Consider the following 14,145-nt stretch of genomic DNA (forward strand, 5'->3'; position numbering starts at 1 on the left):
TTCATGGCAACGAGGCACAGCAGGACCACCCCGCCGAAAGCACCTCCATCACGCCCCATGCCAGCCACTGCGAGTGATTGTAGAGCCAGACGCCAATGGCCGGGGCTGCGATATAGGCCGCGCCATTCACCGAAGCGACGATACCGGCGGACTGGCCCTGTTCGGCTGGCGAAACGGCAAGACTGGCACCCGAGGTGAAGCCGGGGCGGAACAGGCCGAAACCCATCGAGGCGATGGCAAAGCCGACGGCAATGGTGTGCAGGTCACGGCCCATGGCGACTGGTATGATGCCTGCAGCGGCCAGGCTCATTCCCCACAGCGTCGAGGTTCTGGGTCCGAGTCCAAGCATCGGGATCAGCCCCCATTGCGCCAGCAAGGTCGCCACTGCGCCGCACATCAGCACGAGGCCGACCGGCCCTGCGCCCGCATCGGGATCGCCGCGCAGGCCGAGCCGGTCGAGCAGCAGGAAGCCGATCACGCCGAGGACCATCGCCTGCGCGTGACCCCCGATCAGCCCTGCTGCCAGCCAAGGGCGCAGGCGGCGGTCGGTCCAGCGCAGACGGTCGCTTCCCTGGTGCCGGGGTTCCGCTTCGGGCAGTTCGTCGGGACTGCCATCGGGATGATCCTCGACCATGCGCGGATTGGACGAGGCGCTGAATGGCGCCGACATCACCTCGCCGCGCGCGGCAAAGCGGGGATCATCATCGGGCAACTGCGTGCGCAGCAGGACCAGCACGATCACCCCGAACAGGGCGAACATCGCGAAGGGGCCAACCAGTCCCAGGCCGGGCAGGATCAGCAGCGGAGCAAGCGCGGGGCCGAGGACCGTGCCCAGACCAAAGCTCGATGCGACCAGCGACAGCGCCTTGGTCCGGTCGGCGCGGCCGGTGCGGCTGGCGACATAGGCCTGCACGGCGGGCGGGGCTGCGGAACCGAAGCCGCCATAGAGCGAGCGGGCAACGGCAAAGAGGATCATCGTCAACCCTGCGCTGAACCAACCATCGAGGCCGAAGTGGAGGATCGCTCCGCACAGGGCGAATGAGGAGATGAAGCCGACGACTCCCAGTGCCATCATCGCCTTGCGCCCGCGACGGTCGGACCGGCGCGCCCAGAAGGGGGCCATGATCACCCACAGCAGCGCCGACCATGAATAGGCGAGGCTCACCCACACGTCGGCAATGCCAAGCTGCGTGCCGATCGAGGGCATGACCGATTGCATCGCGGTATTGCCCGCCGCCGTGACCAGCATGACCGCAAACAGCAGGGCCATGCGCTCTTTCGGCAGGCGGATGGCGCCTTCGCTCATGCCTTCGCCCCCAGGGCAGGGATCGGAATTGTCCACGGCTGGTTCATCCATTGCTGACTAGGCCGGGCGAACGGTGCTTGCAATGGCAGGCCAAATTTGCGACCCGCTTCAGCCAAGCTTGACCGGCAGAGGACCATTTCCTGCAATGACTTCGACCCAGGTGGCGCGTGAGCCTCTTCTTCAGCGGGCAAAACGCAAGGTGGTACGCTTGGCTGGGCCGGCCGGGATCTTCTTCAAGGGCTTTCTCAAGCACCCCGCCATGGTTGGCGCAATCGTCCCGTCGTCGAACCGCACGATCGAGCGCGTGCTCTCGGTGGTCGATTGGGAAGAATGCCGCCTGTTCGTGGAATACGGCCCGGGTGTCGGGACGTTCTGCCGCCCGGTGCTCGAAAAGCTGCGCCGCGATGGCCGCCTGATCGTGATCGACACCAACCCCGATTTCATCGCCTATCTGCAGAAGACGATCGGCGACAGCCGCTTCATCGCCGTTCACGGTTCAGCCGCCGACGTGGAGGACATCGTCAAGGCGCATGGCTTTGACCACGCCGACTATGTGCTTTCGGGCCTGCCGTTCTCGAACCTGCCCGAAGGCGTCGGCCCGGCGATCATGGGGGCAACGCATCGCGTGCTGCGCCCCGGTGGCGCGTTCCTGGTTTATCAGTACACCGCCCGCGCGCGCGATCTGATGGGTCAGTTCTTCCGCCGCATCGACAAGGGTTTCGAGCCGGTCAACATCCCGCCCTGCGTGATCAGCTGGGGCTGGAAGGAATAAGCGCTCAATCGAAGATCGAGCGGATTTCCGAGGGCTGCCGTCCGCCAAGCTGGCGGTAGACCGCCGCCAGCACCGCGATGAAATAGATCAGCGCACCCGAGGTTATGGCGCTTGATACCGCAGCCGTCAGCACGCGCTGCAACTCGCCCCCGGTTGTCAGCACCAGGACGACGCCGACCAGCATCATGGCCAGGCCATAGACCACCGCGAAGAGCAGGCCGAGAAGCACGAGGAAGGCCAGCAGGCGTCCCGAATTGCCCTGGGTCAGCGTCCACGAGCGGCGCAGCGCCTGGATCGGATTGCGCTCGCCCTCGATGGCAAGGACTGGCGCGACAAGCGCCATGCGCAGGCTGCACCAGACCATGGCCACGAACGCGGCAAGGATGACGACTGCGCCGATGGCCTGAACGCCGGTCAGCGCGGCCGCGCTCACCAGCACGAGGAACGCCATGCCAAGCGCGCCGCCGACGATGATCTGCGCCAGCACGTAAGGCCCCAGGGCGCGGAAACCGCGCGCGATGGCCTGGGCCACTGTCGGTCTTTCGGGATCGGTCATGACGATCAGCACGGTGACCGTCCCGGCCATCTGCAGCAGCGTGACGATGATCAGCAAGGGCAGCGACGACGTCCAGGCATCGGCCATGATCTCCATCATCCGGCCCGGCGGCGTGCCCGGGGCCATCTGCGGTTCGGGCACGAAGATCGAGAAAGCAAGTCCGGGCAGCAGGAAGAACACGCCGGCGATTGCCATCAAGACATCGCGGTTGGTCGCAACAAGGCGCGTGGCGGTCTTCCAGGCAAGGCTGCTGTCGAGTTTGCTGTCAGGGCGGGGCGTCATGGCGGGGTCAATAGCAGCGTCGGACGATCACGTCGAACGTCAGTTTTGCGTGTCCAGCCTCTTGTCACCCGTCCGGCGCTGGGCCATTTCGCAGGCCATGGCCCGAAATGAGACTATCGAAATCCGGCGTGAAAGCGCGCAAGTGCCCTATCGCGCGGCGCTGGACGAAATGGCCCTGCGCAATGCCGCGATTGCCGAAGGGACCGCACAGGAACTGATCTGGCTGCTCGAACATCCGCCGGTCTATACGGCCGGCACCAGCGCCGCGCCCGACGAACTGCTCGATCCGCGTTTCGAGGTGGTCGAGGCCGGGCGGGGCGGGCGCTACACCTATCACGGTCCGGGGCAGCGCGTCGGCTATGTCCTGCTCGACCTGCGCAAGCGGGCGCGGGACGTGCGCGGTTTTGTCCATGCGCTCGAAGGCTGGGTGATCGAGACACTGGCCGACTTCGGCGTCGAATCGTGGCGGGCCGAAGGGCGCGTCGGCATCTGGACGCGCGGAGCGGACGGGCGCGAGGCCAAGATCGGCGCGATCGGCGTGCGCATCCGTCGCTGGGTGACGATGCACGGCTTTTCGGTCAATCTCTCGCCCGATCTCTCGCACTTTGGCGGGATCGTGCCCTGCGGCATCGAGGAATTCGGCGTGACCAGTCTTGCCGCGCTGGGCAAGGAGGTTACACCGGAAGCGTGGGACGAGGCGCTGCTCTCGCACCTCGACCGTTTTCTCGAACGTCTGGATACGCCGTGCCCGCCATCAGCCGCCTGATTGTCCTCCCGCTCGCTCTTGGGCTCGCACTTGGCGGTTGCGGCAAGAAAGCCGACGACAAGGCGGCGGCGGCAGCCGGTGCGGAGGTTCTGCCCGGAACGATCTCGGACGACATGATCGACCTCGATACGTCCACGGCATCACCGCCGCTGGCACCGGCCCGCACCGAGAAGAAGAAGGCAGCAGCGCCCTCGGCAAGCGAAGCCGCTGCAGAAGCACCGACGGCTGGCGATGATCCTGCGGCCGGGGTGGCAGCCGGCTCAGCCGATCCCGAGTAACTGCCGCGCCATCCTCAGGTGCGGCTGATCGACCATGCGGCCGTTGTATTGCAACGTGCCGGCGTGGGGATTGGCGGAAAACAGGGCCACGATCGCGTGCGCCTCGGCCAGTTCCTCCTCGGTGGGGGCAAAGGCCGCGTTGATGATCGGCACCTGTGACGGGTGAATCGCCAGCATGCCGGTGAAACCATCGGCCTTGGCCGCTTCGGCAGCGCGGCGCGTACCGTTTTCGTCACGGAAATCGTCGTAAAGCGTGTCGACTGCCCACGCGCCCTTGGCATGGGACACCAGCAGGCACTGCGCGCGAATGAAGCGGAAGGCATCCGTCCACGCGCCCGCGGCATCGCGCTTGCGGCTGGCGCCAAGCACGGCGGACAGGTCCTCCGCGCCCCAGGTCAGGCCCGCAAGGCGCGGCATGGGCTCGTCGACGTAAGACGGGATGGTAAGGGCGGAGCGCGCGGTTTCGCTGACCAACGGCAGGATTTTCGTGGCGCCGTTGGGCAGGCGATTGCGCTGTTCCAGTTCGTAGATCTCGGCCGCCACCATGCGAATCTGGTCGGGGCCTTCGCACTTGGGCAGCATCACGCCATCGGGTGCGCCGGCCATGACCACGGCGAGGTCCTCGCGCCACAGGCCGGTCTCGATTGCGTTGATGCGCACCCAGCGCGCCAGCGGGCGGTTTTCCGTCACGTGCTGGCGATGGATCGCCAGCCAGTCGCGTGCGAGGATGCGGGCCTGTGGCTTTGCCGCCGGAGCGACCGCATCCTCGAGATCCACGATCACCGCATGCGCGCCGGTGGTCATGGCCTTGCCCAGCTTCTTGTCACTGTCACCGGGAACGAAAAGCCATGATCTTGGCGGCATGCGGCATTGCTCCAATGGGGCGTTGTCAGTCGGCGGCGGCGGTTTCCTCCGCCAGCGTCGGATAGTCGGTATAGCCGACCTCGCCCGGGAAATACCACGTCTGTGGCACCCCCTTGTTCGGATTGATGTGCGCTCCGACACGGATGCGCTCGACCAGATCGGGGTTCGAGATGAACGGACGGCCGAAGCTGATTGCATCGGCCCGGCCCGAGGCGACGTCGGCGGCGGCCTGCTCGGGCGTGTAGTCGCTGTTGAGCACGAGCGGGCCGGTATAGATCGAGCGGATCAGCGCGTCCTGCTGCGGCACGTCGGTCTGCCCGAAGGTTCCATCGGGCCCCGGCTGGCGAAGTTCGAGGAAGCCGATGCCGAGGTCCTGCAAAACCCGCGCCGCTTCGCCGAACGTGGCGGCGGGATTGCTGTCATCCGTGCCTTGCGAATCGCCGTTGGGTGACAGGCGGACCGAGACGAGGTCCTTGCCCCATACCGCGATCAGGCGTTCGACCACTTCACGCAGGATGCGTGACCGGTTCTGCGGCGAACCGCCGTAGTCGTCATCGCGCAGGTTGGTGCCATCGCGCAGGAACTGGTCGATCAGATAGCCATTGGCGGCATGAAGCTGCACGCCATCAAAGCCGGCCTTCTTGGCGTTTTCCGCAGCCAGGCCGTAATCATCGACAAGGCGTGGCATCTCGTCGAGGCGCAGGGGCCGCGCCGTGGCGAAGTCCTGCTTGCCTTCCGGCGTGTGCGCCTGCCCCGGCGCGCGGGTGGCCGAAGCCGAGACCGGCGGTTCGCCACCGAGGAAGTACGGGTGAACAATCCGGCCCATGTGCCACAGCTGCATCACGATGCGACCGCCCGCCTGGTGTACGGCTTCGGTCACCGGCTTCCACGCTTCGGTCTGTTCTGCCGACCAGATGCCCGGTGCGCTTGGCCAGCCAAGGCCTTCGCGGCTGATGCCGGTGGCTTCGGAGATGATCAGGCCGGCGCTGGCGCGTTGCCGGTAGTATTCAGCCATGACCGGCGTAGGCACGCCTTCGCTAGTGGCGCGTCCACGGGTGAGCGGCGCCATGATGACGCGGTTCGGTGCTTCGATCGCGCCGAGGCGCAGGGGCTGGAACAGTGGTTCGTGCATGCTAGAGGACCTTTCCGAAGATAACGGGGAAACGCCAGATTTCGCCCTAAGTTTCTCTTTGCAACTGGATTAGGCTGCGCCCATGACGAATTCAAGTGACGCAGACCTGTCATTTCGCCCCACACCGAAGCATTTCCTTGCACTGCTGACAGGAAACATTGCGCTGGCGCTGGGGCCTTGGTTCGTGCGCATTGCCGATAGTGGGCCGGTCTCGGCGGGGTTCTGGCGGCTGGCACTGGCGTTGCCGTTGCTCGCCCTGTTTGCATGGCGCAGCAAGGAACCGTTGCGCGGCTACCCTGCCAAGGACTGGTGGTTCATTGCTGCTGCGGGCGTGGTCTTCGCGCTCGATCTTGCCAGCTGGCACGTCGGGATCGAGCGGACCAAGCTCGGCAACGCTACGCTGTTCGGGAATTCCGGCAGCGTGATCCTGATGGTGTGGGGACTGGTGACGATGCACCGCCGCCCGCACTTGCGCGAGTTTGCCGCTGTGGCGATGGCGCTGGGCGGAGCGGGGCTGCTGCTGGGCCGCTCGATGGAGATCGATGCGCGCACCCTGGCAGGAGACCTGTTCTGCATCCTCGCCGGGCTGTTCTACGTGGTCTACATCCTGCTGGTGCAGAAGGTGCGCGAGCGACTGCGCCCGTGGAGCCTGCTGTTCTGGTCAAGCCTTGCCGGTTGCCCGGTCATGCTCGGCACGGCACTGGCGATGGGCGAGCCGGTACTGGCGCACAACTGGTGGCCGCTGATCGGGCTGATGCTGGCGAGCCAGATCGTCGGCCAAGGCTTGCTGGTCTATTCGCTCGGCCACTTTCCGCCGCTGGTGATCGGCCTCGTCCTGCTCACGCAACCGGCCGTCTCGGTCCTCGTCGGCTGGCTCTCGTTCGGCGAAGTCCTCGCCCTGCCCGACGCCATCGGCATGGCGCTGGTCGGCACCGCGCTGGTACTGGCGCGGCTAGGCGAGGGAAGGAGCGCCTAGCTCAGCTGCCGAACGGCCGCGCGCCCAGGTCGCCGAGGCCCACGGTGCCGCTGGCCATGTCGAGCATGCGGTCGAGGCTCTTCTTGGCAGCGAGGCGCAAGGTTTCGTCCATCTCGATGCGCGGCTGCAGGTCGCGCAGGGCGAGGTAGAGCTTTTCCATCGTGTTCAGCGCCATGTACGGGCAGATGTTGCAGTTGCAGTTGCCGTCCGCGCCCGGGGCACCGATGAAGGTCTTGTCGGGGACGGCCAGTTCCATCTGGTGGATGATGTGCGGCTCGGTCGCCACGATCAGCGTATCGCCGGGCATGGTCTTGGCAAATTGCAGAATGCCGCTGGTCGAGCCGACGTAGTCACAATGGTCGATGATGTGCGGCGGGCATTCAGGGTGGCCCGCCACCGGAGCGCCGGGGTGCTGCGCCTTGAGCTTCAGCAGCTCGGTCTCGCTGAAGGCCTCGTGCACGATGCACACGCCCGGCCAGAGCAGCATGTCACGGCCGAACTTGCGGTTTAGGTAGCCGCCGAGGTGACGGTCCGGCCCGAAGATGATCTTCTGCTCGGGCGGGATCTGGGCGAGGATCGTTTCCGCGCTCGATGAGGTGACGATGACGTCGGACAGCGCCTTCACCTCGGTCGAGCAGTTGATGTAGGTCAGCGCGATGTGATCGGGGTGGGCTTCGCGGAACGCCTTGAACTTGTCGGGCGGGCACGAATCCTCGAGGCTGCAGCCGGCGTCCATGTCTGGCAGGACCACGATCTTGTCAGGCGACAGGATCTTGGCGGTATCGGCCATGAACTTGACGCCGCAGAACGCGATGACGTCGGCATCGGTTTCAGCGGCCTTGCGCGAAAGCTCGAGGCTGTCGCCCACGAAATCGGCAATGTCCTGAATTTCCGGGCGCTGGTAATAGTGCCCGAGGATCACCGCGTTGCGCTCCTTGCGCAAACGGTCGATCTCGGCGCGCAGGTCGAGGCCGGAAAGGTTCAGGGGCTGGGCAGTCATCGTGTCACATCCTCCCGCCCGCTTGGGCGTGCGGGCGAGAGGCGGACTTAGGGACCTCAACCCGCCGCGGCAATACCTTCTGCCAGCGAAACGAACGGCGGGAACACGGCAAGGCCCATGACCACGCCGAACAGGACCACCACGGCCAGTGCGCTGAAGCGGGTGGCGGGATGCACCGATCCGGTCTCGCGCAGGTCATGCATGGCGATCAGGCCCACGGCAAAGAGCTGGAAGGCGCCCTCGACAATTGGCGTCAGCGTTGGCCCGAGGATCGGCGCGGGCACGAGCCGGCCGATGGCAGGTTCGAGGATCAGGATCATCGCGCCCATCATCAGGCGGCGATGCCACTGGGTTTCGCGCCGCATGGCGATCGCGGCGATGACCATCGCGGCGAACAGTGCGGTGCCGATGTGCGTCAGCGCCAGGAAATAGGCATTGCTGAAGAATGGCGGCACGCGATGCAGTTCGATCGCCATGCGGCCGGTGAACATGCCAAGTCCGGCGATGAACAGGACGAGCGCCAGCGACACCCAGCCGAGCTTGCGGTGCAGCGCGATGTTGCCGGTGAGCGCCAGCTGGTTCTGCAGCACGAACATGCCGAGCCATGACAGCATCGCCACGCCGTGGAGATGGACCCAGACCGGTGCGGTGGACGGCGAGGCCATCCCGCGCAGGGCCCACTGGCCGAACGCGAAGACGACGAACACCGCCATGCCGATGGCCATGCGGGTGAAAAAGCGCTGATCGCGCGAGTACGGATAAACGGTATTGATTGCGGCGGTTGCCATGAGGTGTCTCCACCAGTCCCGAGGCGCCCGCTAGGCGATTCGGTCCGATCTGGCGGTGACGTCAGTCACACTTGCAACCATTTTGCCAGGGCTGTCGCCCTTTACTTGTCGAACGTGACCTCGACCTTGGCCTTGCCGTAACCCGCCACCTGCAGGGGGATCGACAGATTCTGGGCGATGGCTTCCCTTGCGGCCTGCCGGGCAAGGTTCATCAGCACGGGATTGGCCGCCTGCTGCACCGCCTGCGCTTCGGCAAGCCGTGTGTTGTCGCGAGTCAGCTTGTCCTGGGCATCGCGGCTGATCCAGATGCCGTCGCGCAAGTACTGCGCGCGCGCCTCGTCGAGATTGGGGCGGCTGACGGTGAGCGGCGGCAGGCGGACTGCAAGGGTCTGTCCTTCCGCATTCCACGTCAGGCGGTCGCGGCCGACTTGCGCGAGGTTGATGGTGTAGTCGATCCGCGCCGGGATCACTGCGACCTGCTTGGAGTTCACGAGGCCGAACAGGCGGGAATCGTTGCTCGATACGACAGGGGCAAGCTCGGCGCTGAACACGGTCAGCTTGTCCTGCTTTTCGAACGCGACAAGACTGGTGGCGAGCGGATCGCCAAGATCCTCGGGCTGCCACCATTGCCAGGCGAAGAAGGCTGCCGCTGCCAGCGCGACAAGGAACAGGCCCCAAGGCAGCAAGGAGACGCGCGCCAGCGAGGGCGCTGCCGCTTTGGTCGCAGGGCGGGTGGTCAGGCCTGGATCATCCATGTCTCATCCTCAACCCTCACCCGTCCCTGACGTTCCAGATCGAGCAGGTGGGCAAGCACCGAGCGACCTGCTGCACCGTGGAGCCGCGGATCGAGGCCCTTGTACATCGCCGCGACGAACTCGGGAATGGCGTGCGGCCCGCCGTCCTCGAGCAGGCGCAGGATCTGGCGCTCGCGCTGGCGGCGGTGGCCGAGCATGCCGCGCACGAGCTGGCGCGGGTTGTCGATCTGCGGCCCGTGCGCGGGATAGAGCACGCGATCGGCGCGATCGTGGAGCTTCTGCAGGCTCGCCATGTATGCCGCCATGTCGCCATCCGGCGGTGAGACAACCGAGGTGGACCAGCCCATCACGTGATCGCCGGTGAACAGCGCACCGCTTTCCACCACGCTGTAGCACAGGTGGTTGGAGGTATGGCCGGGCGTGGCGACGGCTTCGAGCGTCCAGCCATCGCCCGAAATGCGCTCGCCATCTGCGAGAACGCGGTCGGGCATGTAGTCGGCATCGAAAGCGGCATCGGCGCGCGGGCCGTCGTCCTCCATGGTCAGCGGAGCGCAGCCGATGATCGGGGCGCCAGTGGCTTCGGCAAGGGGGCGCGAGGCGGGGCTATGATCGCGATGGGTGTGGGTGCAGACAATCGCGACGATCCTGGCATCGCCCACTGCGGCGAGGATGGCGTCGAGATGGCCCTGGCTTTCCGAGCCGACGACATGGTCCATGCCGTAAGGGCCGGGATCGATCACCGCCACGTCCTTGCCAGCTCCGACCAGATAGGTCTGCGTGCCGGTGAAGGTGTAGGGCGAGGGGTTGGGGGCGAGCACGCGGCGCACCAGCGGTTCGAGTTGCTCGGCGCGGCCGACGGGCCATTCGCTGCGGTCGGGGATCGGGGGCATCTGGGCCATGGCCGGGGTATGGGGACTGCAACGCCCGGGCGCAACCGCGCAAGTCATGTCGGATTGCAGTGGATGCCGCTACCGTGCCGGCAGATCAGGCGGCGCTTGAATGATCCTCGACAGCACGGGCAAGGCGGTCGCGCAAGCGTTGCACGGCACTGCCATTGGCGATGGCCTCGGATCGCCACGCCTGTTCCAGCCGCTGGATGCGCTGGTAAAGCCGCTGGCTGTCGTGAACCAGCGCCTGCACGTCCTGCGGCAGGTTGGCGACGACTTCGCGATCGCTGTCGGGAAAATTCGCGATCAGGCGGCCATGGCGGCGCAGTTGCAGCTCCGAAAGCTCGCCTGCGAAGTGGGCGCGATGATTGAGCAGCCAGGCCAGGCAGTGCATCACGCGTGTCGTCGTGCGCAGCGCTTCACAGCTTACCTGCACGCGCCGCAGATCCTCGTCATCGGCGACGATCTGGTTGGTCTCCTGGCGCAGCCGTTCGAATCGTGTGCGCACCTGATCGGCAAGACCGAGCGCCTCGGCATGGAGAGCGTCTACGATACGCGGATTCAGGCTCGGCAACAAAGGCATGAAATGCGCATAGCCCGACCGTCTTTGTTTCGCCAACATGACATCGAACCAAATCTGTCCCGTTTCGTGAACGTTTCTTAACGGGACACTCGCGCATTGCCGAGCGCGTGATTCAACTATCTGATTTCAGGCGATGATGTCGGGAATAAGGTAATCCTCGATCATCGCGATCTGGTCTTTCAGCAGCAATTTGCGCTTCTTGAGACGGGCGATCTGCAACTGGTCGCGCGCACCGTTGAGCGAGAGCGCGTCGATCGCCGCGTCGAGGTCACGGTGTTCGATACGCAGCGCAGCAAGCCGCTTGCGCATTTCCTCTTCGGTCACGTTCCGCCCAACTCCTTCGACCCGGTGAACCGGTCGTAATCTGCGACTTACGGCATAACCCGTAAAGTGCAACGCTCCGGCGCGGTTTGGCTTGCAAGATACGGCCAATGTGGGAGCATGACAACGCGCCGCCTGTTCGAGTCGTGAAGAACCGGCCGAAAGGTTGCGCCGCCCCGCACGGGGATGGCCTCGTGCGGTTTTCTGAAGGGGGCTTTCCCTTAAGGAGGAAAAAGCATGGAATCGACGCACATCAGCGCACTCCAGACAAAGCACGCCGGACTTGAAAAGCAGATCCAATCGGAAATGTCCCGGCCTCTCCCTGATGAAACGCTGGTGGCTCAGCTCAAGAGAAAGAAGCTGAAGATCAAGGAAGAGCTATCGCGCTTCCACTGATCCTTGCGCGCCTCACGGCAACACACGGAGCCGCCCGATCGGGCGGCTCTTTTGCATCGGCAACTCGCCATTCTCTACCTGCATAGCTATCCGCAGCATAATCGCCTCGGTATCGGATTGTGCGCAACATTCCCAAACCGCGCGCACTAGGCTAATCCATGTCCATGCTCAGTGCCGTGACCTCTGCCCGACAAATCCTGACTTCGCTGCACGAGGTCATGGCCTCGCGCGCGGGTGCCCAGGCCAAGCTGAACCAGATCGTCGAAGTCATCGGCGAAAATCTCGATTCAGAGGTGTGCTCGATCTACCTCCTGCGCGAGGGGATGCTCGAGCTCTTCGCCACGCGCGGCCTCAACCAGGCGGCGGTCCACGTCACCCGGCTGGCCGTGGGCGAGGGTCTGGTCGGCACCATCGCGGGCAATGTCGAGACGCTGAACCTTGCCGAGGCAGCGGCGCATCCCGACTTCGCGTTCCGTCCCGAAACGGGCGAGGAAAAGTTCCACTCCTTTGCCGGTGTTCCGATCGTGCGGCGCGAACGCGCGGTGGGCGTGGTTGCGGTCCAGCACGTCGAACCGCGCCGCTACGAAGAGGTCGAGATCGAGGCGCTGCAGACGGTGGCGATGGTTCTTTCCGAACTCATCGCCAATGCAGAGCTGATCGACGACGAGGAAACGCTGGGGGTGCCGGCCCACCTTACCGGGCCGGACCGCATCAAGGGGCTGACTCTGGTGAAGGGCCTCGCCAGTGGCGTTGCCGTCTACCACCAGCCCCGCGTCACGATCGAGCATGTCGTCGCAGAGGACACCGAGGCCGAGCGCCAGCGCGTCTATCTGGCGTTCGACAAGATGCGCGAACAGATCGACCGCATGGCCAGCCAGGCGGAATTCGGCGTAGGCGGAGAGCATGAGGAGGTGCTCGAGACCTACCGCATGTTCGCCTATGACGAAGGTTGGTCGCGCCGGATCAACGAGGCGATCGATTCCGGGCTCACGGCAGAAGCGGCGATCGAGCGCGTGCAGCAGCGCACCCGCATGCGCATGCGCCAGATCGACGACCCGCTTCTGGCCGACCGCATGCACGATCTCGAGGATCTGTCGAATCGCCTGCTGCGGATCGTCTCGGGTCAGCTGGGCACCGCCGCCAGCATGGGCCTCAAGGGCGATGCCATCCTGATCGCACGCAATCTCGGCCCGGCCGAACTGCTCGAATACGATCGGCGGCGCCTCAAGGGCGTCATTCTCGAGGAAGGCTCGCTCACCGCGCATGTCGTCATCGTGGCGAGGGCCATGGGGATACCGGTAGTCGGCCGGATGCGGGCGCTGCGCGGCAAGGTGCGCGATGGCGATCACCTCTTGCTCGATGGCGATCAGGGCGTGGTCGACGTCCGCCCCGCACCCACGCTGATAGAAGCGTTCGAGGCGCGGTTTGCCAGAAACCGCGAACGGCAGGCCCATTACGCCACGATGCGCGAGGTCGAGCCTTTCACTCGCGACGGCACGCGCATCGCCGTGCTGATGAATGCGGGGCTGCGCGACGATACGCCAATGCTCAACCTCACCGGCGCAGATGGCATCGGCCTGTTCCGCACCGAGTTCCAGTTCCTCGTTTCGGCGACGCTGCCCTCGCGTGAGCGCCAGACCCGGCTCTATCGTGATGTGATGGACTCGGCCGGCGATCGTCCGGTGGTGTTCCGCACCGTCGATATCGGCGGTGACAAGGTGCTGCCCTACCTGCGCCATAATGACGGTGAGGCCGAGGAAAACCCTGCCATGGGCTGGCGCGCGCTGCGCGTGGCGCTGGAACGCGATGGCTTGCTGAAGGTGCAGGCCCGCGCCCTGCTCGAAGCGGCGGGCGGGCGGACGCTCAACGTCATGTTCCCGATGGTCACCGAACCGTGGGAGTTCGATGCCGCCAAGGCCGTATTCGATGGCCAGTTGGCCTTCCTGCGCAAGCAGAAGAAGATCCTGCCCGAGGCGATCCGCTATGGCGCGATGCTCGAAGTCCCGGCGCTGGCCGAGTGTCTCGACCTGCTGGCTCCGAAGCTCTCGTTCCTGTCGATCGGCACCAACGACCTGACGCAATTCCTGTTCGCCGCCGACCGTGCCAATCCCAAGCTTGCCGAACGCTACGACTGGCTCAGCCCGGCCATCCTGCGCTTCCTGCGCCGCGTGGTGAACACGGTGGCGCCGTTCGGCACCGACGTGACAGTCTGTGGCGAGATGGGCGGACGCAGGCTGGAGGCGCTCGCCCTGCTCGGCCTTGGCATCACGCGCCTTTCGATTACGCCTGCGGCGGTCGGGCCCGTCAAGGAACTTGTCCGCAAGGTCGATGTGAACGAGATTCGCGCGGCAATGGCCGGCTGGCTGTCCGAACCCCCGCAAGACCTTCGCGCTGCGATTGCCGAATGGGCCGCCGCACGCGGGATCGAGTGCGACTGAGGGTGGCTCAGGGGCGTTTCGTCGTCGAAATCCGCCATTCTTCGT

Annotated in this window: 16 protein-coding genes; 6 read left to right on the top strand and 10 right to left on the bottom strand. The window is 65.4% G+C overall.

Annotation, left to right across the window (positions count from 1 at the left end):
- Position 1: 1 nt before the first annotated feature.
- Positions 2–1,270, bottom strand: coding sequence for an MFS transporter (locus tag C7W88_RS05660; protein ID WP_118074597.1), 1,269 nt, complete (start codon positions 1,268–1,270; stop codon positions 2–4).
- Between the two features lie 181 nt (positions 1,271–1,451).
- Between C7W88_RS05660 and C7W88_RS05665 the strand changes: the two genes are divergently transcribed.
- Entirely contained in the window at positions 1,452–2,078 is a 627-nt protein-coding gene (locus C7W88_RS05665) for a class I SAM-dependent methyltransferase (RefSeq protein ID WP_118072828.1), read from the top strand.
- A 4-nt stretch (positions 2,079–2,082) separates the two neighbouring features.
- Here C7W88_RS05665 and C7W88_RS05670 read toward each other — a convergent pair whose 3' ends face one another.
- Positions 2,083–2,916: a glycerophosphoryl diester phosphodiesterase membrane domain-containing protein gene (locus tag C7W88_RS05670; RefSeq protein WP_118072829.1), complete on the bottom strand. Its 834-nt coding sequence runs from the start codon at positions 2,914–2,916 to the stop codon at positions 2,083–2,085.
- A 97-nt stretch (positions 2,917–3,013) separates the two neighbouring features.
- On the opposite strand from C7W88_RS05670, the gene lipB reads away from it, so the two are divergent.
- Positions 3,014–3,682 (top strand): lipoyl(octanoyl) transferase LipB, encoded by a 669-nt coding sequence (gene lipB / locus C7W88_RS05675; protein ID WP_118072830.1) that lies wholly within the window; start codon positions 3,014–3,016, stop codon positions 3,680–3,682.
- Entirely contained in the window at positions 3,661–3,960 is a 300-nt protein-coding gene (locus C7W88_RS05680) for a hypothetical protein (protein WP_118072831.1), read from the top strand. Before lipB ends, C7W88_RS05680 begins: the two co-directional genes overlap by 22 nt.
- Here C7W88_RS05680 and C7W88_RS05685 read toward each other — a convergent pair.
- The gene (locus C7W88_RS05685) at positions 3,943–4,824 is read right to left on the bottom strand and encodes a CoA ester lyase (RefSeq protein WP_118072832.1); all 882 of its coding nucleotides are present in this window, start codon (positions 4,822–4,824) and stop codon (positions 3,943–3,945) included. The genes C7W88_RS05680 and C7W88_RS05685 overlap by 18 nt on opposite strands.
- Positions 4,825–4,849: 25 nt before the next feature.
- Entirely contained in the window at positions 4,850–5,956 is a 1,107-nt protein-coding gene (locus C7W88_RS05690; RefSeq protein WP_118072833.1) for an alkene reductase, read from the bottom strand.
- Positions 5,957–6,038: 82 nt separating this feature from the next.
- Between C7W88_RS05690 and C7W88_RS05695 the strand changes: the two genes are divergently transcribed.
- A complete protein-coding gene (locus C7W88_RS05695) occupies positions 6,039–6,932 on the top strand; it encodes a DMT family transporter (protein ID WP_118072834.1) in 894 nt (297 codons plus the stop codon).
- A 1-nt stretch (position 6,933) separates the two neighbouring features.
- On the opposite strand, the gene nadA is transcribed toward C7W88_RS05695, so the two are convergent.
- The 6 genes from nadA to C7W88_RS05725 form a co-directional block, all read right to left on the bottom strand.
- Positions 6,934–7,932 (bottom strand): quinolinate synthase NadA, encoded by a 999-nt coding sequence (gene nadA / locus C7W88_RS05700; protein WP_118072835.1) that lies wholly within the window; start codon positions 7,930–7,932, stop codon positions 6,934–6,936.
- Between the two features lie 56 nt (positions 7,933–7,988).
- On the bottom strand, positions 7,989–8,720 hold the full coding sequence (locus C7W88_RS05705; RefSeq protein ID WP_118072836.1) for an adenylate cyclase: 732 nt from the start codon (positions 8,718–8,720) through the stop codon (positions 7,989–7,991).
- Positions 8,721–8,821: 101 nt separating this feature from the next.
- Positions 8,822–9,475 carry a DUF4230 domain-containing protein gene (locus C7W88_RS05710; protein WP_118072837.1) on the bottom strand — a complete coding sequence of 218 codons (654 nt, stop codon included), beginning with the start codon at positions 9,473–9,475 and terminating at the stop codon, positions 8,822–8,824.
- Positions 9,457–10,374 carry an MBL fold metallo-hydrolase gene (locus tag C7W88_RS05715; RefSeq protein WP_370073195.1) on the bottom strand — a complete coding sequence of 306 codons (918 nt, stop codon included), beginning with the start codon at positions 10,372–10,374 and terminating at the stop codon, positions 9,457–9,459. The genes C7W88_RS05710 and C7W88_RS05715 overlap by 19 nt, the downstream gene beginning before the upstream one ends.
- 85 nt (positions 10,375–10,459) lie before the next feature.
- Complete coding sequence (locus C7W88_RS05720) at positions 10,460–10,984, bottom strand: DUF1465 family protein (RefSeq protein WP_370073196.1); 525 nt, start codon at positions 10,982–10,984, stop codon at positions 10,460–10,462.
- An 87-nt stretch (positions 10,985–11,071) separates the two neighbouring features.
- The gene (locus C7W88_RS05725; RefSeq protein ID WP_039333267.1) at positions 11,072–11,269 is read right to left on the bottom strand and encodes a YdcH family protein; all 198 of its coding nucleotides are present in this window, start codon (positions 11,267–11,269) and stop codon (positions 11,072–11,074) included.
- 234 nt (positions 11,270–11,503) lie between these two features.
- On the opposite strand from C7W88_RS05725, the gene C7W88_RS05730 reads away from it, so the two are divergent.
- Together C7W88_RS05730 and ptsP are read left to right on the top strand one after the other, a co-directional pair.
- A complete protein-coding gene (locus C7W88_RS05730; protein ID WP_118072838.1) occupies positions 11,504–11,662 on the top strand; it encodes a YdcH family protein in 159 nt (52 codons plus the stop codon).
- Positions 11,663–11,820: 158 nt separating this feature from the next.
- On the top strand, positions 11,821–14,100 hold the full coding sequence (ptsP, locus tag C7W88_RS05735; RefSeq protein WP_118072839.1) for a phosphoenolpyruvate--protein phosphotransferase: 2,280 nt from the start codon (positions 11,821–11,823) through the stop codon (positions 14,098–14,100).
- Positions 14,101–14,145: the final 45 nt, after the last annotated feature.

Source organism: Novosphingobium sp. THN1 (assembly GCF_003454795.1).
Taxonomy (GTDB): Bacteria; Pseudomonadota; Alphaproteobacteria; order Sphingomonadales; family Sphingomonadaceae; genus Novosphingobium.

Coding starts and splice junctions, on each gene's coding strand:
- C7W88_RS05660 (WP_118074597.1), bottom strand. CDS start 1,270: ATGGCCCTGCTGTTTGCGGTCATGCTGGTCACGGCGGCGGGCAATACC.
- C7W88_RS05665 (WP_118072828.1), top strand. CDS start 1,452: ATGACTTCGACCCAGGTGGCGCGTGAGCCTCTTCTTCAGCGGGCAAAA.
- C7W88_RS05670 (WP_118072829.1), bottom strand. CDS start 2,916: ATGACGCCCCGCCCTGACAGCAAACTCGACAGCAGCCTTGCCTGGAAG.
- lipB (WP_118072830.1), top strand. CDS start 3,014: ATGGCCCGAAATGAGACTATCGAAATCCGGCGTGAAAGCGCGCAAGTG.
- C7W88_RS05685 (WP_118072832.1), bottom strand. CDS start 4,824: ATGCCGCCAAGATCATGGCTTTTCGTTCCCGGTGACAGTGACAAGAAG.
- C7W88_RS05690 (WP_118072833.1), bottom strand. CDS start 5,956: ATGCACGAACCACTGTTCCAGCCCCTGCGCCTCGGCGCGATCGAAGCA.
- C7W88_RS05695 (WP_118072834.1), top strand. CDS start 6,039: ATGACGAATTCAAGTGACGCAGACCTGTCATTTCGCCCCACACCGAAG.
- nadA (WP_118072835.1), bottom strand. CDS start 7,932: ATGACTGCCCAGCCCCTGAACCTTTCCGGCCTCGACCTGCGCGCCGAG.
- C7W88_RS05705 (WP_118072836.1), bottom strand. CDS start 8,720: ATGGCAACCGCCGCAATCAATACCGTTTATCCGTACTCGCGCGATCAG.
- C7W88_RS05710 (WP_118072837.1), bottom strand. CDS start 9,475: ATGGATGATCCAGGCCTGACCACCCGCCCTGCGACCAAAGCGGCAGCG.
- C7W88_RS05715 (WP_370073195.1), bottom strand. CDS start 10,374: ATGGCCCAGATGCCCCCGATCCCCGACCGCAGCGAATGGCCCGTCGGC.
- C7W88_RS05720 (WP_370073196.1), bottom strand. CDS start 10,984: ATGTTGGCGAAACAAAGACGGTCGGGCTATGCGCATTTCATGCCTTTG.
- C7W88_RS05730 (WP_118072838.1), top strand. CDS start 11,504: ATGGAATCGACGCACATCAGCGCACTCCAGACAAAGCACGCCGGACTT.
- ptsP (WP_118072839.1), top strand. CDS start 11,821: ATGTCCATGCTCAGTGCCGTGACCTCTGCCCGACAAATCCTGACTTCG.